The 23648-nt window shown below is 68.3% G+C and carries 20 protein-coding genes and 1 pseudogene; 13 read left to right on the top strand and 8 right to left on the bottom strand.

Annotation, left to right across the window (positions count from 1 at the left end):
- Positions 1–1275: septum formation family protein (locus A5787_RS13100; protein WP_066967135.1), on the bottom strand; the 1275-nt coding region annotated here is incomplete at its 3' end.
- 113 nt (positions 1276–1388) lie between these two features.
- Here A5787_RS13100 and serS point away from each other — a divergent pair.
- Positions 1389–2648, top strand: a complete 1260-nt coding sequence (gene serS / locus A5787_RS13105; RefSeq protein ID WP_066967137.1) for a serine--tRNA ligase — start codon at positions 1389–1391, stop codon at positions 2646–2648.
- Here serS and A5787_RS13110 read toward each other — a convergent pair.
- On the bottom strand, positions 2645–3385 hold the full coding sequence (locus A5787_RS13110; protein ID WP_066967139.1) for a helix-turn-helix transcriptional regulator: 741 nt from the start codon (positions 3383–3385) through the stop codon (positions 2645–2647). The genes serS and A5787_RS13110 overlap by 4 nt on opposite strands.
- A 54-nt stretch (positions 3386–3439) precedes the next feature.
- Between A5787_RS13110 and A5787_RS13115 the strand changes: the two genes are divergently transcribed.
- Positions 3440–4012, top strand: a complete 573-nt coding sequence (locus A5787_RS13115) for a class I SAM-dependent methyltransferase (protein WP_066967142.1) — start codon at positions 3440–3442, stop codon at positions 4010–4012.
- On the opposite strand, the gene A5787_RS13120 is transcribed toward A5787_RS13115, so the two are convergent.
- Complete coding sequence (locus A5787_RS13120) at positions 4009–4491, bottom strand: DUF2834 domain-containing protein (protein ID WP_066967145.1); 483 nt, start codon at positions 4489–4491, stop codon at positions 4009–4011. The genes A5787_RS13115 and A5787_RS13120 overlap by 4 nt on opposite strands.
- A gap of 71 nt (positions 4492–4562) precedes the next feature.
- Here A5787_RS13120 and A5787_RS13125 point away from each other — a divergent pair, with 71 nt between their 5' ends.
- Positions 4563–5198 (top strand): TetR/AcrR family transcriptional regulator, encoded by a 636-nt coding sequence (locus A5787_RS13125; RefSeq protein ID WP_066967149.1) that lies wholly within the window; start codon positions 4563–4565, stop codon positions 5196–5198.
- Positions 5199–5247: 49 nt separating this feature from the next.
- Positions 5248–6810, top strand: coding sequence for an NAD(P)/FAD-dependent oxidoreductase (locus A5787_RS13130; protein ID WP_066967393.1), 1563 nt, complete (start codon positions 5248–5250; stop codon positions 6808–6810).
- Here A5787_RS13130 and A5787_RS13135 read toward each other — a convergent pair.
- Together A5787_RS13135 and A5787_RS13140 are read right to left on the bottom strand one after the other, a co-directional pair.
- On the bottom strand, positions 6807–7139 hold the full coding sequence (locus tag A5787_RS13135) for a hypothetical protein (RefSeq protein WP_066967151.1): 333 nt from the start codon (positions 7137–7139) through the stop codon (positions 6807–6809). The two genes, A5787_RS13130 and A5787_RS13135, sit on opposite strands and share 4 nt — an antisense overlap.
- On the bottom strand, positions 7136–8710 hold the full coding sequence (locus tag A5787_RS13140; RefSeq protein WP_066967155.1) for an MBL fold metallo-hydrolase: 1575 nt from the start codon (positions 8708–8710) through the stop codon (positions 7136–7138). The genes A5787_RS13135 and A5787_RS13140 overlap by 4 nt, the downstream gene beginning before the upstream one ends.
- A gap of 134 nt (positions 8711–8844) precedes the next feature.
- Between A5787_RS13140 and A5787_RS13145 the strand changes: the two genes are divergently transcribed.
- Genes A5787_RS13145 through A5787_RS13160 form a run of 4 tightly spaced genes read left to right on the top strand, consistent with a single transcriptional unit; the run spans position 8845 to position 12025 of the window.
- Positions 8845–9615 (top strand): 1-acyl-sn-glycerol-3-phosphate acyltransferase, encoded by a 771-nt coding sequence (locus A5787_RS13145; protein ID WP_156763921.1) that lies wholly within the window; start codon positions 8845–8847, stop codon positions 9613–9615.
- A gap of 3 nt (positions 9616–9618) precedes the next feature.
- Positions 9619–10386, top strand: a complete 768-nt coding sequence (locus A5787_RS13150; protein WP_066967162.1) for a 1-acyl-sn-glycerol-3-phosphate acyltransferase — start codon at positions 9619–9621, stop codon at positions 10384–10386.
- A gap of 15 nt (positions 10387–10401) precedes the next feature.
- Entirely contained in the window at positions 10402–11187 is a 786-nt protein-coding gene (locus A5787_RS13155; RefSeq protein WP_066967165.1) for a 1-acyl-sn-glycerol-3-phosphate acyltransferase, read from the top strand.
- 22 nt (positions 11188–11209) lie between these two features.
- On the top strand, positions 11210–12025 hold the full coding sequence (locus A5787_RS13160) for a Cof-type HAD-IIB family hydrolase (protein WP_066967170.1): 816 nt from the start codon (positions 11210–11212) through the stop codon (positions 12023–12025).
- A gap of 4 nt (positions 12026–12029) precedes the next feature.
- On the opposite strand, the gene A5787_RS13165 is transcribed toward A5787_RS13160, so the two are convergent.
- The 3 genes and pseudogenes from A5787_RS13165 to A5787_RS27345 form a co-directional block, all read right to left on the bottom strand.
- Positions 12030–13580 (bottom strand): PE family protein, encoded by a 1551-nt coding sequence (locus tag A5787_RS13165; protein WP_066967173.1) that lies wholly within the window; start codon positions 13578–13580, stop codon positions 12030–12032.
- Between the two features lie 98 nt (positions 13581–13678).
- Entirely contained in the window at positions 13679–15373 is a 1695-nt protein-coding gene (locus A5787_RS13170) for an LGFP repeat-containing protein (protein ID WP_231993964.1), read from the bottom strand.
- A gap of 342 nt (positions 15374–15715) precedes the next feature.
- Positions 15716–16621, bottom strand: a pseudogene (locus A5787_RS27345) (PirG); the annotation flags it as partial.
- Between the two features lie 265 nt (positions 16622–16886).
- Between A5787_RS27345 and glf the strand changes: the two are divergent.
- The 5 genes from glf to aftB are packed head-to-tail and all read left to right on the top strand — an operon-like array spanning position 16887 to position 23360.
- Positions 16887–18083: a UDP-galactopyranose mutase gene (gene glf / locus A5787_RS13180; RefSeq protein WP_066967179.1), complete on the top strand. Its 1197-nt coding sequence runs from the start codon at positions 16887–16889 to the stop codon at positions 18081–18083.
- Entirely contained in the window at positions 18080–19975 is a 1896-nt protein-coding gene (locus tag A5787_RS13185) for a glycosyltransferase (RefSeq protein WP_066967183.1), read from the top strand. Before glf ends, A5787_RS13185 begins: the two co-directional genes overlap by 4 nt.
- The gene (locus tag A5787_RS13190; RefSeq protein WP_066967186.1) at positions 19968–20492 is read left to right on the top strand and encodes a phosphatase PAP2 family protein; all 525 of its coding nucleotides are present in this window, start codon (positions 19968–19970) and stop codon (positions 20490–20492) included. The genes A5787_RS13185 and A5787_RS13190 overlap by 8 nt, the downstream gene beginning before the upstream one ends.
- Positions 20489–21397 carry a decaprenyl-phosphate phosphoribosyltransferase gene (locus tag A5787_RS13195; protein WP_066967189.1) on the top strand — a complete coding sequence of 303 codons (909 nt, stop codon included), beginning with the start codon at positions 20489–20491 and terminating at the stop codon, positions 21395–21397. The genes A5787_RS13190 and A5787_RS13195 overlap by 4 nt, the downstream gene beginning before the upstream one ends.
- Entirely contained in the window at positions 21384–23360 is a 1977-nt protein-coding gene (aftB, locus tag A5787_RS13200) for a terminal beta-(1->2)-arabinofuranosyltransferase (protein ID WP_304441153.1), read from the top strand. Before A5787_RS13195 ends, aftB begins: the two co-directional genes overlap by 14 nt.
- The last annotated feature ends 288 nt before the right edge of the window (positions 23361–23648 follow it).

The raw sequence follows: 23648 nt of genomic DNA on the forward strand, positions 1-23648 counted from the left end.
GGGCGGGGCGTCTTGCGGGGCTGGCGGCGCCTGCGGTGCCGGCGCTTGAGTGGCCGGCGCTTGCGGCTGCGTCACGACCGGCTGCTGCCCGGGCAGGTGCTGGTTGTTCGGCGGGATGGCGTCCGGTGCGGTGCTGGCCTGGGTGGGCTGGCTGGGCGCCTGAACCGGTATCGGCGGCATCGTTAGCCGCTCCTCGGGGATGTCCGGCGGGGGGACCGGAGCCTGGCCGTTGATGAGCAGCTGGCCCTTGGCGCTGTTGACGAGCGTGGCCCAGCCCCCGTTGCCCAGTGTCGCGCCGATGCTGCACGCGACCTGGCGGCTGCCCGCCGACCAACTCGGCAGCGAGACGGTCGGGTAGATCAGCGTCAGGGTGGTGGTCCGCAGCTTGGTCGGCGCGAGGTAGGCGTCGGTCATCTTGGTGCACAAGTCCTTGATGAAGCCGTCCTGGTCGGGCTCGGCGGGCATGGCGCCCGGAAACTTTTCGGCCAGGTTCACCGTGCCGGTGACCTCCATCGCATGCGGCGCCGCGCAATCGACCGGGACGTCGGTCGGCTGGTTGGTCGCCGAGTCGATGCCCAGGCAGGTGCCCGCCGGCCAGACCTTGGACTGGTCGACGTCGGCGACCTTGCCCTTGAAGACCTCCTGCTGGTTGTTGGCCCCCGGGAGCTGCAGGCCGCACAGCATCCGGCGGTCGCCCGACTGGCGCCAGGCCCGGTCACCGGCCCACAGCAGGCTGACCATGAACTTGCTGGCGGGGTCGAACTTGGTTCCCAGGTAGCTGTGGACCGCGGGCTCGCACTGCTCCTGCGTCATCTGCTGGATCCGGGCCGGCGACGGGGGAGAGGCGCCCGGTCCGTACTCGGCGCCCGGAAATGTCCGCATGTCGACGGACTCGGCGACTTCGAACTTGTGATCGTCGGCGCAGCTGACGATGCTGGCCGACTCCGGGGTGGCATCCGGCCAGGTCAGGCAATCGCCGCCCTTGGCGCGGTTGAAGGCCGCGTCGCTCTTGGTTCCGGTGCTGGGCACCGGCTCGCTGTTGATGTAGCCGGCCAGCCGTCCCGGCCCGCTGCCGACCGGGATCGCGGTGACCAGTCCCGCGATCAACAGCCCGCCCAGCGCGGTGAGTAACAGCGCTCGCCGGGTCGCCGTCGCCTGCAACCCGCGTGGCCAGGCGAAGCCGGCCGCCGGCCGTTTCGCGGGGTCGCCGGGGGAGCCGGCGGGGGTCCCGGCTTCCGAGGCTTCCTTCTCGGGCGCTTGCGACATCGGCTCCATTCTGACAGGGCCGGCTAAGTGGCGTGACAAAAGTTGCGGATGTGAACTCCTGGGATTGGCCTGGTGGGGGTGCTCTGCCGTCGGGGCGGCGCGGCGAAAGTAGTCTCAGGCGCGTGATCGACCTGAAGCTGCTCCGGGAAGACCCCGACGCCGTGCGCCGCTCCCAAGTCAGCCGGGGCGAGGACCCGACCCTGGTGGACGCGTTGGTGACCGCCGACGCCAACCGCCGCTCGGCGATTTCGGCCGCCGACGATCTGCGCGCCGAGCAGAAGGCCGCCAGCAAGAGCGTCGGCGCGGCGTCGCCCGACGAACGCCCGGCCAGGCTGGCGCGCGCCAAGGAGCTCGCCGAGCAGGTGAAGGCGGCCGAAGCCGCCCAGGCCGAGGCCGAGGCGGCGTTCGCCGCGGCGCACATGGCGATCTCCAACGTCGTCATCGACGGGGTGCCCGCGGGCGGGGCGGACGACTACGCCGTCCTCGACGTGGTCGGCGAGCCCGCGGCGATCGAAAACCCCAGGGACCACTTGGAATTGGGTGAGTCGTTGGGCCTGATCGACATGCAGCGCGGCGCCAAGGTGTCAGGATCGCGGTTCTACTTTTTGACCGGCCGGGGCGCGCTGTTGCAGCTGGGCCTGCTGCAGCTGGCCCTGCGGCTGGCCGTCGACAACGGCTTTGTCCCGATGATTCCGCCGGTGCTGGTACGCCCGGAGGTGATGGCCGGCACCGGATTTCTGGGCGCCCACGCCGACGAGGTGTACCGGGTCGAGGCCGACGACCTGTACCTGGTGGGAACGTCCGAGGTGCCGCTGGCCGGCTACCACGCCGACGAGATCCTCGACCTGTCCGGCGGCCCGCTGCGCTACGCGGGCTGGTCGACATGCTTCCGGCGGGAGGCCGGCAGCTACGGCAAGGACACCCGCGGCATCATCCGCGTGCATCAGTTCGACAAGGTGGAGGGGTTCGTTTACTGCCGGCCCGCCGACGCCGAGGCCGAACACCAACGGCTGCTGGGCTGGCAGCGCGAGATGCTGGGCCGCATCGAGGTGCCGTATCGGGTGATCGACGTCGCCGCGGGCGATCTCGGCTCGTCGGCCGCGCGCAAATTCGATTGCGAGGCATGGGTTCCCACGCAGGGCACCTACCGCGAGCTGACGTCGACGTCGAATTGCACCACCTTCCAGGCGCGCCGGCTGGCCACGCGCTACCGGGACGCGAACGGCAAGCCGCAGGTGGCGGCCACGCTCAACGGCACGTTGGGCACCACGCGGTGGCTGGTGGCGATCCTGGAGAACCACCAGCAGCCCGACGGCAGCGTGCGGGTGCCCGCCGCGCTGGTGCCGTTCGTGGGTACCGAGCTGTTGGAGCCGGCCGGCTAGAGACGCCGTGTTCCCGGGGTGTGGCCGAAGGCGCGCCGGTAGGTGTCGATGAAGGCGCTGGCCGTGGCCCAGCCACACGTCAGCGCCACCGCGGTGACGCCCTGGTTCTCGGCGAGCAGCATCAGCGCGTGCTGGAGGCGGACCTGGGTGCGCCACTGCGGGTAGGTCATGCCCAGCTCGTCGGCGAACAAGCGGCTCAGGGTGCGCTGGCTGACGCCGACCCGGCTGCTGAGTTGCCGCAACGTCAGCGGGTTCGCCAGGTCGTCGGTGATCAGCGCGCACGCCTGGCGCAGGCGGCTGTCGGTGGGCGTCGGAACCCAAAGCGGCTCACGGATGTTCGTCGTCTGCAACTGGTCGTGGAGCACCGCCAGCATGTGGTGGTGTTCGTCGGCGTCGACCGCGTCGGATCGCGAGCACACGATGATCAGTTCTCGCATCAAGGGATTGACGGCAAGCACCGCCGGTGTCGTGGGTCCCCGACGGTAGCGCTGCGGATCGAGTGCGACGCCGTGGAATTGGGTGTGGCCGTGGAACCGGTGTTCGTGCCACACGCCCGCCGGTATCCAGATGGCGCGGTTCGTCGGGGTGATCCACGTGCCCGCGGGGGTGGTCACCGAGACCGCACCGGAGGAGGGGTAGACGATCTGATGCAGGTGATGCCGGTGCCGCTGGATCCGCGCGCCCGGCGGCAGCGACTGGGAGGACGTCGCCAGCCCGTGCTGGCCGATTTCCGACATATCACGGCAGACTATCGGAAGCCCGCAAGCGGGGGAACGCTTAGCGTTGGCGGTATGGCGATGAACCTTCTACACCGGTGGCGTTGCAGCTCGACGGGCTGGCAAGACATGGTGGCCGACCGCTTGCTGCCCTGGGTGCTGGGCGATGTCGAATTGGGTTCTCGGACACTGGAAATCGGCCCGGGATACGGTGCGACGACGCGCGCTCTGCTGGATCGGGCCGAATCGCTCACCGCCGTTGAGGTCGATGCCGCGATGGCCGATCGGTTGAATCGGCGCTATGGCGATCGGGCCCGCATCATGCACGGCGACGGCACCGACACAGGGCTGCCCGATGGTCACTTCAGCTCGGTGGTGTGCTTCACGATGCTGCATCACGTCCCCAACGCGCAGCTGCAGGATCGGTTGTTCGCCGAAGCGTTCCGGGTGTTGCGGCCCGGCGGCGCCTTTGCCGGCAGTGACGGTGTGCCGTCGCTGACCTTCCGGCTGCTCCACATCGCCGACACCTACCACCCCGTGGCGCCGGAGGATCTGGGCAGGCGGCTGACAGACACCGGATTCGCCGACGTCAGGATCGACGTGTCGGGCGGCCGTCAGCGGTGGCGCGCCACCAAACCGATGGGTTAGGCGTTCACCGTCTCGCGGGCCTTCTCGTGCCGGCGCTGCCGCTCCATGGTGGCGAAGTAGAAGGCGAACGCGAACGCGAAGCTGGTGAACAGGCTGGACACGAAGTACAGCCATGGGTGACGCAACCCGCGACGGTAGCCGTCGACGATGGTGAACAGGGGCAGCAGGATCACGTTCGCGATCGTGTAGTCCTGACTGGCCGAGCTGGCGGCCGGGTTGGTGAACATCAGCTGGATGTACTCCGCCCAACTGCCGTGGCCCCAGATCGGGTTGGTCGACCCCTTCGCGTACTCCTGCACGAAGTGGATGTTGAACCACCAGCCCAGCGCGACCGAGGCGATGCCGACGACGTAGTACACGACTTCCAACGGTGAGAACAACGGGCCGTCGGCCGGGCGGGCGAAAACCTTCGAATTGGACGCGACGATCCAGCCGATGACAGTGAGCCCGAGAACCGCATGCACGAGGAGCGAGACCATGGGCGCAGTTTCACCCCTGGCCGGAAGTTTTGTCAAGATTGACATAACGATTGCTGAGGTACCTTACTTCCATGGTCCGACCCGCGCAGACGGCGCGCAGCGAGCGCACCCGGGAGGCGCTGATCCAGGCCGCGCTGGTGCGCTTCTTGGCCCAGGGCGTCGAGGACACATCGGCCGAGCAGATCGCCTCGGACGCGGGGGTGTCGCTGCGGACCTTCTACCGCCACTTCCGGTCCAAGCACGATCTGCTGTTTGCCGACTACACCGGGCTGAACTGGTTTCGCGCCGCGCTGGACGCCAGGCCCACCGACGAGCCGATCATCGATTCGGTGCAGTCCGCCGTCTTCTCGTTCCCGTATGACGTTGAGGCCGTAACGAAAATCGCGGCGTTGCGGGGCGGCGAGCTCGACCCCGGCCGCATCGTGCGCCATATCCAGGAAGTCCAGGCCGACTTCGCCGACGCCATCCAGGAGCAACTGCAACGGCGTAGCCGTGCGGCGGTGCCCACGCCCGACGCCCGGTTGCGCGCCGCGGTGACCGCGCGCTGCGTCGCGGCCGCGGTTTTCGGCGCGATGGAACTCTGGATGCTCGGCGAGGATCGCTCGCTGGGCGAGCTGGCGCGGATGTGTCACACCGCCCTCGAGTCGCTCCGGGCCGGCATCACCGACGCCTGGGCCGGCCCGCGCCTGAATCCGGTTTCGTCATAATTGACAAAACTTGGCGGCCATGCCAGCCTCCATTCCGGAGGGCAGGGACATGACTGAATACGACGCGATCGTCATCGGCGCGGGCCACAACGGGCTGGCCGCGGCGGTGTTGCTGCAAAAGGCCGGGCTGCGGACGCTGTGCCTGGACGCCAAGCTCTATGCCGGCGGGATGGCCTCCACGGTCGAGCTTTTCGACGGGTACCAATTCGAGATCGCCGGCTCGGTGCAGTTCCCCACCGCGTCGGTGGTGGTCGAGGAATTGGGCCTGGACACCCTCGAGACCCTCGACCTCGAGGTGATGTCGGTCGCGGTACGCGGCGTCGGCGACGATCCGCTGATCCAGTACAGCGACCCCATCAAGCTGTTCACCCACCTCAACGAGGTGCACGGGGCGGACGCCGTCAACGGGATGGCGGGGCTGATGGCCTGGAGCCAGGCGCCGACGCGGGCGCTGGGCCGGTTCGAGGCGGGGACCCCACCCAAAACCTTCGACGAGATGTACGCCTGCGCCACCAACGAATTCGAACGCTCGTCCATCGACGACATGCTGTTCGGTTCGGTCACCGACGTGCTGGACCGCTACCTGCCGGACCGCGAGAAACACGGGGCGCTGCGCGGCTCGATGACCGTGCTGGCCGTCAACACCCTGTACCGCGGGCCGGCCACCCCGGGCAGCGCCGCGGCGCTGGCCTTCGGGCTGGGTGTGCCCGACGGGGACACCATGCAGATGAAGAAGCTGCGCGGCGGCATCGGCGCGCTGACCGCCCACCTGGCCAAGCTGTTGGAAAGCCTGGGCGGGGAAGTGCGGCTGCGCACCAAGGTCACCGACATCCTGGTCGCCGACGGCCGGGTCACCGGAGTGCGCACGGAGGCGGGAGAGACGCTGGCCGCTCCGATCGTCATCTCCAACCTGGCGCCCGACACCACGCTCAACGAGATGATCGATCCCGCCGCCCTGCCCGCCGGCATCCGCGAGCGGTACGCGGGGATCGACCACAGGGGCAGCTACCTGCAGATGCACTTCGCGCTGGAGGAGGCCCCCAAGTTCGCCGCGCCCTACGAGGTGCTCAACGAGCCGGCCATGCAGGCGTCCATCGGCCTGTTCTGCACGCCGGAGGAAGTCCAGCAGCAGTGGGAGGACGCCCGGCGCGGCATCGTGCCGGCCGACCCGACGTTGGTCTTGCAGATCCCGTCGCAGAACGACCCGGACCTGGCGCCCGAGGGGAAACACGCCGCGTCGGCGTTCGCGCTGTGGTTCCCGATCGAGGGCGGCGCGGACTATGGTCACACGAAGGTCGAGATGGGCCAGCGCGTGATCGACAAGATCACCCGGCTGGCGCCCAACTTCGAGGCCAGCATCATCCGGCATACGACGTTCACGCCCAGGCACATGGGAGTGATGTTCGGCGCCCCCGGGGGCGACTACTGCCACGGTCTGTTGAGCTCGGACCAGATCGGCCCGAATCGGCCCGGCCCGAAAGGCTTTCTCGGCCAGCCGATCCCGATCAAGGGGCTGTACCTCGGCGGCGCCGGGTGCCACGGCGGGCCGGGCATCACCTTCATTCCCGGCTACAACGCCGCCCGAGCGGCGCTGGAGGATCTGGGGCGCTAGCCGCGCTCGCTCAGCAGTTCGTCCAGCAACGCCGTGAATTCCTCCGGGCGCTGCGGCGTCAACGCGGGGCTGGGCCAGGTCCCCGGTACGTCGAGGGTGATCAGCGTCGACTTGAACGGCCGTTGGATGTCCAGGGGCAGCCAGCGGCGGAAGTCGGAGCTGCCCCAGATGCGGAACCGCTGCATGAACATGCCCAACGCCTCGGTCTTGTACCCGCGGACGCTGTCCAGCGCTATCACCTTGGACGTGCCGGAGGGAAAGTGGTAGCGGCGCAACGTGATCGCCGCGCGGTCCAGCTGGACCAGGCCGTCGTCGTAACTGGAGTTCATTTCTTCGCGCTCCGCAATTGGTGGCCCCGGGCGGTCAGGCAGTGGCCGTCGTCCAACCGCCACTGCCAGCCGTGCAGGTTGCAGGTCAAGGTGTTGCCCTCGACGACACCGAATCTCGACAGGTCGGCTTTGAGGTGGGGGCAGCGACGCTGAATCTCCCAGCCGTCCAGGGTGATCGACGCGGAGTCGTCGTGGGTCTCGGCGAACCACCCGTCGGCGTAGGCGATCCGCTCGTCGGTCAGGCACTTGAAGAACGTGTACAGGTATTCGTTGTAGCCGCCGACGCGCCATGCCGTGAAACGGGTGGACAGGAAGATGGTGTTGACCCAGTCGGGTTCGTGGTCGCGCAGCACGGTGCGCACCAGCTCCGGCGCAATGGCGAAACCGTAGCGAACCTTCTCGTCTGGAATCCGTTCGCGCACAGATCTTTTAGGGAAGTCCAGAATCACGGTCTCGGGACCGATGACGAGTTCGACGGGGTAGCCGATGCCGTCGCAGATCTCGTCGCTTTGCAGCATGATTGGCTCGAACAGCGCGCGCAGTGGGTCCAGCAAGGGCTCGCCGGTGGCGGGGGCCCAGCCGGCGCGCTCCGCGGCCAGCACCGTCGCCATGCGGTCGGCATAGTCGGCGATGTAGGCCGACTTGCCCGTGGTGAAGATGGCCTCCACTCCCCCGCAAGCGGGAGGTGCCCCCACATCGGCCGGCAGCGGATGCCGCAGCGAGTTCAGCGCCGCGCCGGTGAAGTCCGCGGTCGACCCCGGGATCATCAGCAGGCCGCCCTCGTGCCCGTGCGCGCGCATCTGGTCCAGGAAGACGACTTGGTCGGGGAAGATGTTGGCCGGGTCGCCGCGGTCGTCGTTGAGGTGGCGCAACTCGGGGTCCAAGAAGCACGGTGGGCCCGCCGACGGCACCACCCACCTCGCCCCCACCTGGGCGATGTACTGGCGGGCCCGGTCCATCCCGCGTTGCCTCTTCTGGGTGCCGAACGACTCCTTGGCGCGGACCGGCATGTCGTAGACCATCGGGTACCAGATCGCCCCGGAGTACTGCAGCAGGTGCACGTCCACGCCGCCGAACTCGGTTTCCAGCACGTCCAGGTCCAGCGGCCGGGCGTCGTTCATGTTGAAAACCGTTGTGGCGCCGTCGGAAACCACCAGCGCCGAGTCGCCGATCGGGCCGTCGGCCGGGGCGCGCAGCGCGATGATCATGATGTCGAGGTCGCCCTTGGGGCCGCTGACCAGGTGTTTGGTCGAGTCGGTGGTCTCGAAGAACCGATGAAACCCCAGCGTTTGCAACGCGTTTCGCAGGTCGGGCACCGGGAAGTCGGGCAGCAGCACCACGGCGTCCTTGTTGACGTGCTCGCGCAGATTCTTGGCGTCGAAGTGATCCTTGTGCAGGTGGGAGACGTAGAGGTAGTCGCAGTCGCCCAACCGGTCCCAGTCCAGCGCGCTGTTGTCCGGGAAGGGAAACCAGGACGCGAAGTAGGCCGGGTTGACCCAGGGGTCGCAAAGGATGGTGCCCGCGTGGGTCTCGATCAGGAATCCGGCGTGGCCGACGCTGGTGACCTGCACTGATACCTTTCCGGGGACGTGGGGGGCGTGCCGACGGCTGACGGCTTCGTCAGCCCCCGAGCTTAGCGCGATCCCGCATCCACGCTTCAGGCACTTCGGGCGGCTCACAGTCGGGAGCACTAGGCTGAAGTGCTGTGGAACCGGTATACGGGACGATCATTCAGCTTGCTCGCATGATCTGGCGCATTCAGGGCCTGAAGATCACTGTCTCGGGCGAAGAGAACATGCCCAAGAGCGGCGGCGCCGTCATCGCCATCAACCACACCGGCTACCTGGACTTCACTTTCGCGGGTCTGCCCGCATACAAGCAGGGCCTCGGACGCAAGGTGCGTTTCATGGCCAAACAAGAGGTGTTCGACGACAAGATCACCGGGCCGATCATGCGCAACCTGCGGCACATCCCGGTGGACCGGCTGGACGGCGCCGCGTCCTACGAGGCGGCCGTCCGGAACCTCAAGGATGGCGAGCTGGTCGGCGTCTACCCCGAAGCCACGATCAGCCGCAGTTTCGAGATCAAGGAGTTCAAGTCCGGGGCCGCCCGGATGGCGGTCGAGGCCGGGGTGCCGATCGTGCCGCACATCGTCTGGGGCGCGCAGCGAATCTGGACCAAGGGCTACCCCAAGAAGCTGCTGCGTCCCAAGGTGCCGATCGTCGTGCTGGTGGGCGAGCCGATAGAACCGACGTTGGCGATCGAGGAGTTGAAAGGCCTGTTGCATTCGCGGATGCAGCATTTGCTGGAGCGGGCGCAAGAACTGTATGGGCCCCATCCCGCCGGGGAGTTCTGGGTGCCGCGCCGGCTCGGCGGCAGCGCTCCGTCGCTCGCGGAGGCGGCCCGCATGGATGCCGAGGATGCCGCCGCGCGGGCGGCCCGCCGCGCCCGAGCCACCGGGCCGCCGGAGCAGTAGCCGATGGCGGAGCCGACCTTTCGCACTCTCGAGATCCTGGCCCGGCTCGTGGTGCTGGCCACCGGCACACGCATCACCTATCGCGGCGAGGAGAACATCCCCGCCAGGGGCGGGGCCGTGATCGCGATCAACCACACCAGCTACGTCGATTTTTTGCCCGCCGCATTAGCTGTGCATCGACGGCGCCGTCGGCTTAGATTCATGATCAAAGCCGAGATGCAGCAAGTGAAGGTGGTCAATTTTTTGATCAAGCACACGCGCACCATTCCGGTGGACCGCGGCGCCGGGGCGGACGCCTACGCGGTCGCCGTTCGGCGTCTGCGTGAGGGCGAGCTGGTCGGTGTCTATCCGGAGGCCACGATCAGCCGGAGTTTCGAGCTCAAGGACTTCAAGACCGGCGCTGCCCGGATGGCCGTCGAGGCGGACGTGCCGATCGTCCCGGTGATCGTCTGGGGGGCCCACCGCATTTGGACCAAGGACCATCCCCGACAGGTCGGCCGCAGGAAGCTGCCGGTCACCGTGCAGGTGGGCGAGCCGCTGCGCGCGGCCGGGGACGTCGCCTCCACCACGGCGGCTCTGCGAGAATCGATGACCGCGCTGTTGCACCGGGCGCAGCAGCGGTATCCGCACCCCGCCGGCGCCTACTGGGTGCCGCGCCGGCTGGGTGGTGGCGCGCCGACGTTGGCGGAGGCGGCGCAGATAGAGGCCGACGAGGCGGCGGCAAGGTCGGCCAAGAGGGCCGCCCACCGTACGCAGCATCAGTCGCGGTAGGGGAAGGAGAGGAACATGGCAGAGCCATTTTTCCGCTTCGCGGAGGTGGTTGTTCCGGCGGTCGTCGCGATGAACGGAACAAAGCTCACGTTCGAAGGGCTCGAGAACATTCCGGCGCGGGGCGGCGCCCTGATCGCCCTCAACCACACCAGCTACCTGGACTGGATGCCCGCGTGTCTCGCCGCCCACGAACGCAAGCGACGGCTGCGCTTCATGATCAAAGCCGAGATGGCGGACGTGAAGGCCGTCAACTTCGTGATCAAGCACTGCCAGCTCATTCCGGTGGACCGCCGGATGGGGCAGGACGCCTACGCGGTGGCCGTGCAGAAGCTGCGGGAGGGAGAACTCGTCGGGCTCCATCCCGAGGCCACCATCAGCCGCAGCTTCGAACTCCGCGAGTTCAAGTCGGGCGCGGCTCGCCTGGCGCTGGAGGCCCGGGTGCCGATCATTCCGATGGTCGTCTGGGGTGCGCATCGGATTTGGCCCAAGGATCATCCAAAGAAGGTGTTCCGCAACAAGGTTCCGATCACCGTGGCCGCCGGTCGCCCGCTGCCGCCGGAGGGTGACGCCGAGCAGCTCATCGCCGCCGTGCGCCAGGCGATGAATGAGTTGCTGTACCGGGTGCAGGAGGAGTATCCCCACCCCGAGGGCGAGTTCTGGGTGCCGCGGCGCCTGGGTGGCGCGGCGCCGACCCAGGACGATTCCCGCGCGATCCGCCTGGCCGAATTGCAGGAGCGGATTCAGCGGTCCGGTAGCGACGGTGTGACGCGACCGGGGCAGACCCAAAGCGGAATCCACTGAGAGGCGAAGGCGGACCCTCTCAATGACCTTGCCGGCGCTGATCGCCTGCGACGTCGACGGCACCCTGTTCGACGAAAACGAAACCATTACCCCGCGCACCCGCGACGCCGTGAGCGCCGCGGTCGCCGCCGGGGCGCAGTTCGTCGTGGCGACCGGCCGGCCGCCACGCTGGATACGCCCCGTCGTGGAGGCGCTCGGCTTCGCGCCGATCGCGGTGTGCGCCAACGGGGCCGTGCTCTATGACCCCGCGACCGACCGGGTGCTGTCGTCGCGAACGCTGGCCGTCGACACCCTGGCCGAACTGGCCGAGCTCGCGGCGCGCGTCATCCCGGGCGCGGGGCTGGCCGTGGAGCGGATCGGCGAACGCGCCCATGACACGGCCACCCCGCAATTCATCAGCTCGCCCGGCTACGAGCACGCGTGGCTCAATCCGGACAACACCGAGGTGTCGATCGACGACCTGCTGAGCGCCCCCGCGATCAAGCTGCTGATCCGCAAGGCCGGTGCCCGCAGCGCGGACATGGCCGCGGCCCTGGCCAAACATGTTGGCATCGAGGGCGATATCACGTATTCGACCAACAACGGGTTGGTGGAGATCGTGCCGCTGGGGATCAGCAAGGCCAGCGGCATCGAGGAGATCGCCAAACCGCGCGGGATCACCAGCGACGAGGTGGTGGCTTTCGGCGACATGCCCAATGACATCCCCATGCTGCGGTGGGCCGGCCACGGAGTGGCGATGGGCAACGCGCATCCCGACGTCGTGGCCGCCGCCGACGAGGTCACCGCGCCCAACACCGACGACGGGGTGGCGCGGGTGCTGGAGCGCTGGTGGCTGTGAGGCGTTAACCCGTCGGCGCGATCACTCCGGCGAGCTGCTGGGGCAGGAAGTTGAGCATCAGGGGGGCGAGTCCCATGAACGGCGTGCCGAAGATGGTCACGGGGATTTGCGTATTCGGGATGATGCCACTGAGATCTATCGTCGCCGTAACGGGGTGGGGCGGAACGAGAATGCCGTCGAAGGGCAGGTGCAACACGATCGGCACGGTGGCGCTGACGGGGCCAATAATCGGAATGGTGACGTTGACGGGCACCGGAACCGTCATATTCACAATGGTTTCGCCGTTGAGGAAGCCGTTGGCCACGATGGCCGGGCTGTTGAAGAGCGCACCGAGCGCCCCCACGCCATCGCCGGCCAACAGCGCCGACTGAACCGCCGTCGCGGCGTCCGCCATCCCGCCCAGCGTCGCGAGCGGCGCACCCGCCACGGCGTACGTGATGACCAGCGGCAGCCCGAAGAAGGCGCTGAGCGATCCGGTTTGCGGGCTTCCCAGCGGCACCGTCGCGGTTGCCGAAATGCTGGGAATGGTGAGCACATTGAGCGCGTTCGTCAGGTTCTGCGACATCTGCCGAAGGATCGACGGGGGCATCAGGTTGGTGAAGTACTGCGCCTCTTGTCCCGGGATATTCGCGAGGGTGAACAGATTTCCCAGTGGGCCGAGCAAGGTGGGGTTCACCACGGCAGTCAGGGTGGGAAGGACCGGGGGAAAGAGACTTCCTCCAGTAAGGGTAATCACCGGCGTACCCGGATTGACGCCCGTGACAAAGAGATTCGCGAAGGCCTGCGCGACGTCTTGCACCGCGCCGAAGTAATCGCCCGCCAGGACGGCCTGCAGGGCCACCTGGAGCTGCGCGCCAAAAGCCGGCAGGCCGGCCCAGATTCCGGTGGCCGCGGCATAGAGGTTGGTGGCGAATTCCTGGGCGAAGCCGATCTGCGTGGTGATGAACTGCTGCACGTAAGACGCGGCGGGGAAGGTCAGGAGTTGCTGGATGCCGGCCTGGATGGCCGCCGGCAGGTTGGCCAGGAACGCGGGGAAGTTCTCGATGGTGTTGGTGAGCGCCGTCGCGATCTGCTGCCAATAACCCAGCTGGTTGACCAGGACCTGGCGCAGCAACGGGAACGGGTCGGCAGACCAGGTGCTGAAGAGGTTTTGCAGGTTCGCGGACGTATTGACGATCAGCTGCCCGTACGCGCCGCCCGGGGCGGCAGCGGCGGCCAGGCCGGACGCGGCAGCCCCGGTGGGCAGGCCGGTCGACAGCAGGCTCTGCTCGGCGTTGGCGAGCTCGGTGCCGAGGTAGGCCGCCGCGCCGCCATTGAGCAGGCTGACGAACTCGTCCTGAAACGCCACCGCTTGGGCGCCGAGGACCTGGAATTCGCGGCCGAACCTGCCGAACACCTCCGAGACCGCGATCGACACCTCGTCGGAGGCCGCGGCGGCGACCCCGGTCGTGGGGGCCGCGGCGGCGGCGGCCGCCTCACCCAGGTTCGAGCCGATGCCCGACAGGCGCTCGGCCGCGGCCGTCACTATCTCCGGTTCTGTGATTACGAACGACACGGCCGTCTCCCCTCGCCTCGGTCCAACCCCGTGCTTGCCGGGCGATCCGAGCCTACTGTGACGAAGCCCACACCGGGCCCGAAACGACCCGATAGGTCCTAGGTGGCGGAGGGGTGGCTCGGCAGCGAGAAGTGTTCGGGCGGCACCTCGGGGCCGCTCGGGGATTGCATCGACAGCGGCGTCGTGATGCCGTCGACAACCGAGGTGACGTTCCCGGTGAGCCGCTCGTAGTTGAGGGTGCCGTGCTGGAAATTCTGCGTGATCTGCAGGGGCTCTTGTATTTCCGCGCTGGTCGGCAGCCCGAGCGGACCGCGCTCATAGCTCAGCGAGGCCCACGCGTCGTAGATGGCACCGGTCACCGGCTGCGGGCCGATCTCGGGTGACCAGTACATCGCTCCCCTGGCGAAAGTGGCGAAGCGGCCGTCACCCTCCGCGTCGTCTTCCGGAGAGGTGGGTGCGCCCAGGACGCTGTTCATCGCGCCCATCGCCAGCCAATGGTCGTAGATCGCCCCGCCTTTCAGCGCATTGATCAGCTCCTCGGGCGGATCGTTGAAATGCGATGCGATGTCGCGGATTTCGTCCATCAGGGCGTAGGCGGCGTTGCCCGGGCAGTCGGTGTTGCCGACGTCGCGGTGGGTGAAGATGGTGGGCAGGTTGGCGATGGTGCCGGCCGCGAAAGTGGTGTAGTGGCTACCGGCCGACTCCAACGCCACCGTGCCCTTGGGGTCGACGCCGTCCATGCCCAACCGCCACCCGAGCAGTCGGCCCACGGTCCGCAGTTGGATGGGCGTGGGCGGCACGTCGTCGAAGTTCCCGATCATCGCAACACCCCAGGTGTTGCGGTTGAACCCGCCCGTGTGAAAGGCCTCGACGGCCTTGGTGAGGCCGCCGGCGCTGCCCTCGAACACTTGACCGTACTTGTCGACCAGCGCGTTGTAAGCGATGTCGCACCAGCCCAGCGTCTTGCTGTGGTAGGTGTAGATCGCCTTGACGATGCCCGCCGATTCCAGCGGGGAGTAGTCGTTGCTGCCCGCGGTGTGGTGGATGACCGCGGCGCGAATCCCGTTGTCGTACTGCGGGCTACCGCATCGCAGCGATTCGTCGGCGCCCCACTCCGCCCGGCTGATGATCGCGGGCGGCTGCCCCGGCATCATGACGCCGGTCGGCGGCGTCCAGTGCGTCCTGGCCGGCGTTTGCGGCGGGGAGATGAGGATCGCGGAGATGTTCTGCCCGAACGGCTGTTCCCTGCTGACCGGCTTGTACCCCAGCCCGTCGGGCACCGCACCGATGCCAGGTCCCCCGCCAGCGGGTGGTGCCCCCGGCGTCACCGGCGCATCGATGGGGCGGGTGACCGCGATCTGGACCGTCGTGGTGGTCCCCACGAACACCGGGTCGGTGCTGCGCGGCCCCTCGGACGGCTCGGCGGGGCGCCCCGGCCCGGCCGCCGCGTCGTCGCCCAGTGGCGCGGCGTCGGGAGCGGCGGTCTCGTATTCGGTCTGATACCACGGCCCCCACGAACCGTCGGGGCGCTTCGCCCGCACCCGGGTGGACGTGCCCGCGAGGTCGCCGGTGAGCGCGACCAACGAAAACGGCGTGCCCTGCGTGAGTTCCCGAACCGTGACCCCGCCGCCGAGTCCGGTCAGCGGCTGCTCGGCGAGTTGGGTGTCCTGGGCTCGCGCCGGCGGCTCCGGCGCGCCGCGGTCGTGTGTCGCGTCGCCCACCCAGGAGACGATGACAACGGTCGCCGCGATGGCGGTGAGCATCATCGTTGGCGCACGACTGCGGGACGACACCAGGTGATGTTACTTGTGTTTCTGGTGTTATTTATGAGGCGACACGATCAGCACGCCGAAAAGTCCACGAAAACCTGTTCGACGGCACCGCAGAGGGGGCTCTGCGGTGCCGTCAAGGGACAGGTTGCTCCCGGTTCTCGTGGGGCTCTAGTGGGGCAGCGCCGGTGCGGCGACACCGGTCAGGGCGCCGGTAGCGCCCGGTACGGCACCCGCGGCGGCGGGCAGGGCGCCCGCAGCGGCCGGCAGCGCACCGGCGGCAGCGCCCGGCAGGGCACCCGCGGCACCCGGCAGGGCACCCGCGGCACCCGGCAGCGCACCCGCGGCGCCCGGCAGGGCACCCGCGGCAGCCGGCAGCGCACCGGCGGCAGCGCCCGGCAGGGCCTTGGCCGCGCCCGGCAGCGCACCGGCGGCGGCCGGCAACGCAGCACCCGGCGCACCACCCGCGGCACCCTGCTGGAGACCCTGCGTGATGGCCGGCATCACCAGGCCCTTGAGCAGGTCGATCGCCTGGCCGGCGCCCAACTGGTTCGCCGCTTGCATCAGGTCGTTGACCAGGCCGCCACCGCCCGAGCTGCCCCCGGTTCCCCCGGACGCGATCGGCGAGGCGCCGCCCAGCGTGGACGGGTCACCGAGGATCGGGTAGGTGCCCCCGGCGCCCGGGTCCAGCCCGGTCGTCGAGTCGATCGGCACCTCACTGGGCGACAGGGTGGGACTGCCGACGCCGGGTGTGAGCCCAGCCGGGCTGGTCAGCGCCGGGTTGAGTCCGGCGGCAGGCGTCGTGGGCACCGCACCGGGCGTGGTGACCCCGGGGGTGGTGGGCGGCAATCCCGGGTTCGACAGAGCCGGGCTCGTCAGGCCCGGGCTGGTCAACCCCGGGCTGGTCAACCCAGGGCTGGTGAGGCCGGGGCTGGTGAGACCCGGGCTCGTGAGACCCGGGCTCGTGAGACCGGAAGTGCCCAGGCCCGGACTGGCCAGACCCGGGGTGGCGGCCCCGGTGGCCCCGGCCCCGCTCAAGGCGGGCACGGGCGGCAGGTTGATCCCGAACTGCGACAGGCCCTGCGACAGCGCGCCCATCAGCTCGCCGGGCAGGTCGGACATCACCGCGGCCTTCTTGAACTCGTGGTGCTCGGCCGGCTTGCTGTCGGCGGTCGATTCGTAGACAAGGAAGTATGCGCAAGGACTCGCCACTGCCACGGCGGCGACCGCGCTCATGGCTGTCGAAAGCTTGCGTCGGCGTCGGTTCGGCACGGAAGTCTCCTCAAATCTGGACAACTATTGGAACTGTGTTGTGTCGGCGTGCCCCGCCGGTCGCATCCGGCATGAAGCACACAGAGTCGATGGTACGAGTGGGATTGGTGTGACTAGAGTGCTGATATTGAATCGTGAGGTAATTGCGACTCCGACCGTGACCGGGGCGGCGGGCCCCCCAAAGTCGTTGTCATTTGGCTTAACCCGGACCGCATGGCCTCGCCAAATGGGTTAGGCCCGCGCGGTCGGATACCCTAAGCAACCGATGACCGCTCGTTTCGATCTTTTTGTCGTCGGTTCCGGATTCTTCGGCCTGACCATCGCCGAGCGCGTGGCTACCCAACTCGGAAAGCGCGTGCTCGTCGTCGAACGCCGCCCGCACCTCGGGGGCAACGCGTACTCGGAGGCCGAGCCCCAGACCGGCATCGAAGTGCACAAGTACGGCGCGCACCTGTTCCACACCTCTAATAAGAGGGTCTGGGATTACGTCCGCCAGTTCACCGAGTTCACCGACTACCGCCACCGCGTGTTCGCGATGCACAACGGCCAGGCCTACCAGTTCCCGATGGGGCTGGGCCTGGTGTCGCAGTTCTTCGGCAGGTACTTCACCCCGGACGAAGCGCGGCAGCTCATCGCCGAGCAGGCCGCCGAGATCAACACCGCCGACGCGCAAAACCTGGAGGAAAAGGCGATCTCGCTGATCGGCCGGCCGCTCTACGAGGCGTTCGTCAAGGGCTACACCGCCAAGCAGTGGCAGACCGATCCCAAGGAACTGCCCGCCTCCAACATCACGCGGTTGCCGGTGCGCTACACGTTCGACAACCGATACTTCAGCGACACCTACGAGGGCCTGCCGGTGGACGGCTACACGGCCTGGCTGAAAAGGATGGCCGCCGACGACCGCATCGAGGTCAGGCTCGACACCGACTGGTTCGACGTGCGCGATCAACTGCGCGCGGACAGCCCGGACGCGCCCGTGGTGTACACCGGCCCGCTGGACCGTTACTTCGACTACGCCGATGGCCGGCTCGGGTGGCGCACCCTGGACTTCGAGGTGGAAGTGCTGCCCATCGGGGATTTCCAGGGCACACCGGTGATGAACTACAACGATCCCGAGGTGCCTTTCACCCGGATCCACGAGTTCCGGCACTTCCACACCGAGCGGGACTATCCGACCGACAAGACCGTGATCATGCGCGAGTACTCCCGGTTCGCCGAGGACGAGGACGAGCCCTACTACCCGATCAACACCGAGGCCGACCGCGCCCTGGTGGCCGCGTACCGCGCCCGGGCGAAGTCGGAGACCGCGTCGTCGAAGGTGTTGTTCGGCGGGCGGCTGGGCACCTACCAATATCTGGATATGCACATGGCCATTGCCAGCGCACTGAACATGTACGACAACGTCCTCGCGCCGCACCTGCGCGAGGGCAAGGACCTAGTGGAGGAAGGTGCGGGGGGATGACCGCTGTGAGCCTGCTTTCCCGAATCATCTTGCCGCGTCCGGGTGAACCGCTCGACGTCCGCAAGCTGTACCTCGAGGAGTCGACGACCAACGCCCGGCGCGCGCACGCGACCTCGCGGACCTCGCTGCAGATCGGCGCCGAGTCCGAGGTGTCGTTCGCCACATACTTCAACGCGTTCCCGGCCAGCTACTGGCGGCGGTGGTCGATCTGCCAGTCGGTGGTGCTCCGCGCCGAGGTGATCGGGTCGGGCCGCGTCGACGTCTACCGGACCAAGGCCACCGGGGCCCGCATCTTCGTCGAGGGCCGCGAATTCGCCGGCACCGAGGACCAACCCGACGTGGTCGAGATCGAGGTGGCGCTCAAGCCGTTCGAAGACGGCGGCTGGATCTGGTTCGACATCACCACCGACAGCAAGGTCACCCTCGTCGGCGGCGGCTGGTACGCGACCGAACCCGCCCCGGGCACGGCCAACATCGCCGTGGGGATTCCCACCTTCAACCGTCCCGCCGACTGTGCCAACGCGCTGAGCACGCTCACCGCAGATCCGTTGGTGGACGAGGTGATTGGGGCGGTCATCGTCCCCGACCAAGGCGTCCGCAAGGTGCGCGATCACCCCGACTTCCCCGCCGCGGCGGCCCGGCTGGGCAATCGGCTGTCCATCCACGACCAGCCCAACCTCGGTGGTTCCGGCGGCTACAGCCGGGTGATGTACGAGGCGCTGAAAAATACCGATTGCCAACAGATCCTGTTCATGGACGACGACATCCGCATCGAGCCGGACTCGGTCCTGCGGGTGTTGGCGATGCACCGCTTCGCCAAGAGCCCGATGCTGGTGGGCGGTCAGATGCTCAACCTGCAGGAGCCGTCGCACCTGCACATCATGGGCGAGATCGTGGACCGGTCGAACTTCATGTGGACCTCCGCTCCGCACGCCGAGTACGACCACGACTTCGCCGAATATCCGTTGAACGACAACAACGATCGAAGCAAGCTGCTGCACCGCCGCATCGACGTCGACTACAACGGCTGGTGGACGTGCATGATCCCGCGGCAGGTCGCCGAGGAACTCGGGCAGCCGCTGCCGCTGTTCATCAAATGGGACGACGCCGACTACGGCCTGCGGGCCGCCGAACGCGGCTATCCGACCGTCACGCTGCCCGGAGCGGCGATCTGGCACATGGCCTGGAGCGACAAGGACGACGCGATCGACTGGCAGGCCTACTTCCATCTGCGCAACCGGCTGGTCGTCGCGGCGATGCACTGGGACGGCGACGTGACCGGGTTGGTCCGCAGCCACCTCAAGGCGACGCTGAAACACCTTGCCTGCCTTGAGTATTCGACCGTCGCGATCCAGAACAAGGCGATCGACGACTTCCTGGCCGGCCCCGAGCACATCTTCTCCATCCTGGAAAGCGCCCTGCCGGAAGTGCACCGGCTCCGCAAGGAGTACCCGGACGCGGTGGTTTTGCCGGCGGCGAGCGAACTGCCGCAGCCGACGCACCGAAGCAAGGCGATGAAGCCGCCGGTGAACCCCGTCTCCATCGGTTATCGGTTGTCCCGCGGGATTTTTCACAACATGACGAAGGCCGACCCGGCGGCCCACCAGCGCCCGGAGTACAACGTGCCCACGCAGGACGCGCGCTGGTTCCGGCTGTGCACCGTCGACGGCGTGACCGTGACGACCGCCGACGGGTGCGGCGTGGTCTACCGGCAGCGCGACCGCGGCAAGATGGTCTCGCTGCTGCTCAAGTCGCTGCGGCGGCAGCGCCTGCTGCTGAGCCGGTTCGACGAGATGCGCCGGGTGTACCGGGAGGCGCTGCCCGTGCTGTCGAGCAAGCAGAAGTGGGAAGCGGCGTTGTTGCCGCCGCATAACGAGCCCAAACATGGCTGAAACGGCCGCTCCGCGCGGCGAAGTGGCCGCGCTGGTGGCCGTCCAGTCGGCACTGGCCGATCGCCCCGGCGTGCTGACCGTGGCGCGGGGACTGTCGCATTTCGGGGAGCACAGCATAGGCTGGCTGGCCGTCGCGGTGCTCGGCGCGGTGCTGATGCCGAGTCGTCGCCGGGATTGGCTGGTGGTGGGGGCCGGCGCGTTCGCCGCGCACGCCGCCGCCGTGGTGGTCAAGCGGTTGGTGCGGCGCCAACGGCCGCATGATCCGGCCGTCACGGTCAACGTCGGCACACCGAGCCAGCTGAGCTTCCCCTCCGCGCACGCCACCTCCACCACCGCCGCGGCCATCCTGCTGGGGCGGGTCACGGGGCTGCCGCTACCGGTAGTCCTGGTACCGCCGATGGCGCTGTCGCGGATACTGCTGGGCGTGCACTATCCCAGCGACGTCGCGTTCGGCGTCGCCCTGGGTGCCGTCGTCGCGGGGATCGCGGGCCGAGCGCGAGAGGTGTGTGCCGAATGAGCGAAGACGTGGTGATCGGACCGCCGTCGAACCTGATCGTCGGGGTGATCAAGGCGATCCGCCCGCGACAATGGATGAAGAACGTGCTGGTCCTGGCCGCGCCGCTGAGTGCGGCCGGCCGCGGGCACCGCTACGACTACGGCCAACTCGGAATTCAGGTGGCGGTGGCCTTCGTGGTCTTCAGCCTGGCGGCCTCCGCGGTGTACCTGGTCAACGACGTGCGCGACGTCGAGGCCGACCGCGAGCATCCCACCAAGCGGTTCCGCCCGATCGCCGCCGGCGTGGTGCCCGAGTGGCTGGCCTACAGCCTGGCCGTCGTGCTCGCGGTGGTGTCGCTGAGCCTGGCCTGGTGGCTGACACCGAACCTGGCGCTGGTGATGGCGGTCTACATCGCGATGCAGCTGGCGTACTGCTTCGGCCTCAAGCACCAGGCGGTGATGGACATCTGCATCGTGTCGTCGGCGTATCTGCTGCGGGCCATCGCCGGCGGTGCGGCCACCGATACCCGGCTGTCGCAGTGGTTTCTGTTGATGGCGGCGTTCGCGTCGCTGTTCATGGTGGCCGGCAAGCGCTACGCCGAGCTGCAGCTGGCCGAGCGCACCGGCGCGGCGATCCGCAAGGCGCTGGAGAGCTACACCAGCACCTATCTGCGGTTCGTCTGGACGATGTCGGCCACCGCGGTGGTGCTCTGCTACGGGCTGTGGGCGTTCGAGCGCGAACACGGCGAGGCGGGCTGGTTCGTGGTGTCGATGGTCCCGTTCACCATCGCGATCCTGCGCTACGCGGTCGACGTCGACGGCGGCCTGGCCGGGGAGCCCGAGGACATCGCCTTGCGTGACCGGGTGCTGCAGCTGTTGGCGCTGGCCTGGATCGCGACGGTTGGGGCCGCCGTTGCCTTCGGCTAGCCCCCAACTGAAGGCGCTGGGCGCGGGGGTGCTGCGCCGCCGCCCGGTGATCAGGCGGGCCGGCCGGCCGCTGTTCCCCTACGTCACCATGGTGCGGGTCAGCCTGTGGCTCAGCGTGGTGGTGGTTGCCGTCCTGTTCGCGTGGGGCGCCTGGCAGCGACGCTGGATCGCCGACGACGGGCTGATCGTGCTGCGCACCGTGCGCAATTTGCTGGCCGGCAACGGGCCGGTCTTCAACGCCGGCGAGCGGGTCGAGGCGAACACCTCCACCGCGTGGACCTACCTGATGTATGCGGGCAGCTGGGTCGGCGGGCCGATGCGGATGGAGTACGTGGCGCTGGCGCTGGCCCTGACCCTTTCGGTGCTGGGCGTGGCCTTGTTGATGCTGGGCGCCGGCCGCCTCTACGCCCCGAGCCTGCGGGGCCGCAAGGCGATCCTGCTGCCCGCCGGGGCCCTGGTCTACATCGCGCTGCCGCCGGCGCGTGACTTTGCCACCTCCGGCCTGGAGAGCGGCCTGACGCTGGCCTATCTCGGGCTGCTGTGGTGGATGATGGTGTGCTGGGCGCAGCCGGTGCGGGGGCGTCCGGAACGGCCGGTGTTCATCGGCGCGCTGGCCTTCGTCGCGGGGTTCAGCGTTCTCATCCGGCCCGACCTGGCGTTGATGGGCGGGCTGGCGCTGATCATGATGCTCATCGCCGCGCGCAACTGGCGGCGCCGCGCGCTGGTCGTAGTGGCCGGCGGATTCCTCCCGGTGGCCTACGAGATCTTCCGGATGGGCTACTACGGGCTGCTGGTCCCCGGGACGGCCCTGGCCAAGGACGCGGCCGGCGACAAGTGGTCGCAGGGGATGATCTACCTGTCGAACTTCAACTCGCCGTATGCGGTGTGGGTGCCGGTGGTGCTGCTGTTGGCGCTCGGGGCGCTGTTGGTGGCCGCGCGGCGCCGCCGGTCGTTCCTTCGCCCCGTGCTCGCGCCCGATTACGGCCGCGTCGCCCGGGCGGTGCAGAGCCCGCCGGCGGTCGTTGCCTTCGTGGTCGTCAGCGGCCTGTTGCAGGGCTTCTACTGGATCCGGCAGGGCGGCGATTTCATGCACGCGAGAGTGTTGCTGGCGCCGCTATTTTGTTTGCTGGCACCGGTGGCAGTCATTCCGGTGGCCATTCCCGACGGCGCGGACTATTCGCGGGAGACCGGCAATTGGGTGGCCGGGGCCGCCGCCGCGCTGTGGCTCGGAATCGCCGGCTGGTCGCTGTGGGCAGCAAACTCCCCCGGGATGGGCGACGACGCCACCCACGTCACCTACTCGGGAATCGTCGACGAGCGCCGCTTCTACGCGCAGGCCACCGGGCGCGCGCATCCGCTGACCGCCGCGGACTACCTGGGCTACCCGAGGATGGCCGCCGTTCTGACGGCCCTCGACAACACCCCGGACGGGGCGTTGCTGCTGCCTTCCGGCAACTACATCCAGTGGGACCTGGTGCCCATGCTGCAGCCCCCGCCCGGGGACGCCAAGGCGCCGCAAAAGCCCCAGCACACGGTGTTTTTCACCAACCTGGGCATGCTCGGCATGAACGTCGGCCTCGACGTCAGGGTGATCGACCAGATCGGTCTGGCAAACCCATTGGCCCAGCACACCGAGCGGTTGAAGCATGGCCGGATCGGGCACGACAAGAACCTCTTCCCGGACTGGGTGATCGCCGACGGTCCCTGGGTCAAGCTCTATCCGGGCGTTCCGGGCTACTTGGACGTGAATTGGATTGCCCAGGCCGTGGCGGCCCTGAAATGTCCCGAGACCCAGGCGGTGCTCAGCTCGGTGCGTGCCCCAATGACCTTGCACCGCTTCGTCTCCAACGTCGTGCACTCCTTCGAGTTCACCAAGTACCGAATCGATCGCGTTCCGCGCTACGAGCTCGCGCGGTGCGGGTTGCCGGTGCCGGAGGCGATCCCCCCGCCTCCGCGCGAGTAGAGGCGGCGGACCGAAATTTTTTTCGGCGGGTGTCGAATTCGGCTCCGCCGGTGCGTCCCCGGATATTGCCAGCAATCTCACATTTGCGCCCTCACCAGTGCGCACCCAGGGCCAAGCACATGCGGAAACGCGATTCTCCGCGGCGGCGTTTGGCCCCAAAATCGTTGGGTAGGAGCGCCAAATCGCGGTTTGCCCGAGCCGCTCGATGAGAGGGGACGCCCCGAGGTGTGGTTGACTACACGAGCACTGCTGCGCCCGACGCGTATGCAGTCGGACCCAATTCGGGGA

The sequence above is a fragment of the Mycobacterium sp. 852002-50816_SCH5313054-b genome, assembly GCF_001667185.1.
Classification (GTDB): domain Bacteria; phylum Actinomycetota; class Actinomycetes; order Mycobacteriales; family Mycobacteriaceae; genus Mycobacterium.

Excerpts from the sequence above, each read along its gene's own strand:
- A5787_RS13190 (WP_066967186.1), top strand. The coding sequence starts at position 19,968 with ATGGCTGAAACGGCCGCTCCGCGCGGCGAAGTGGCCGCGCTGGTGGCC.
- A5787_RS13135 (WP_066967151.1), bottom strand. The coding sequence starts at position 7,139 with ATGAACTCCAGTTACGACGACGGCCTGGTCCAGCTGGACCGCGCGGCG.
- A5787_RS13160 (WP_066967170.1), top strand. The coding sequence starts at position 11,210 with ATGACCTTGCCGGCGCTGATCGCCTGCGACGTCGACGGCACCCTGTTC.
- A5787_RS13125 (WP_066967149.1), top strand. The coding sequence starts at position 4,563 with ATGGTCCGACCCGCGCAGACGGCGCGCAGCGAGCGCACCCGGGAGGCG.
- A5787_RS13115 (WP_066967142.1), top strand. The coding sequence starts at position 3,440 with ATGGCGATGAACCTTCTACACCGGTGGCGTTGCAGCTCGACGGGCTGG.
- A5787_RS13150 (WP_066967162.1), top strand. The coding sequence starts at position 9,619 with ATGGCGGAGCCGACCTTTCGCACTCTCGAGATCCTGGCCCGGCTCGTG.
- A5787_RS13130 (WP_066967393.1), top strand. The coding sequence starts at position 5,248 with ATGACTGAATACGACGCGATCGTCATCGGCGCGGGCCACAACGGGCTG.
- A5787_RS13110 (WP_066967139.1), bottom strand. The coding sequence starts at position 3,385 with ATGTCGGAAATCGGCCAGCACGGGCTGGCGACGTCCTCCCAGTCGCTG.
- A5787_RS13120 (WP_066967145.1), bottom strand. The coding sequence starts at position 4,491 with ATGGTCTCGCTCCTCGTGCATGCGGTTCTCGGGCTCACTGTCATCGGC.
- glf (WP_066967179.1), top strand. The coding sequence starts at position 16,887 with ATGACCGCTCGTTTCGATCTTTTTGTCGTCGGTTCCGGATTCTTCGGC.
- A5787_RS13185 (WP_066967183.1), top strand. The coding sequence starts at position 18,080 with ATGACCGCTGTGAGCCTGCTTTCCCGAATCATCTTGCCGCGTCCGGGT.
- A5787_RS13195 (WP_066967189.1), top strand. The coding sequence starts at position 20,489 with ATGAGCGAAGACGTGGTGATCGGACCGCCGTCGAACCTGATCGTCGGG.
- A5787_RS13155 (WP_066967165.1), top strand. The coding sequence starts at position 10,402 with ATGGCAGAGCCATTTTTCCGCTTCGCGGAGGTGGTTGTTCCGGCGGTC.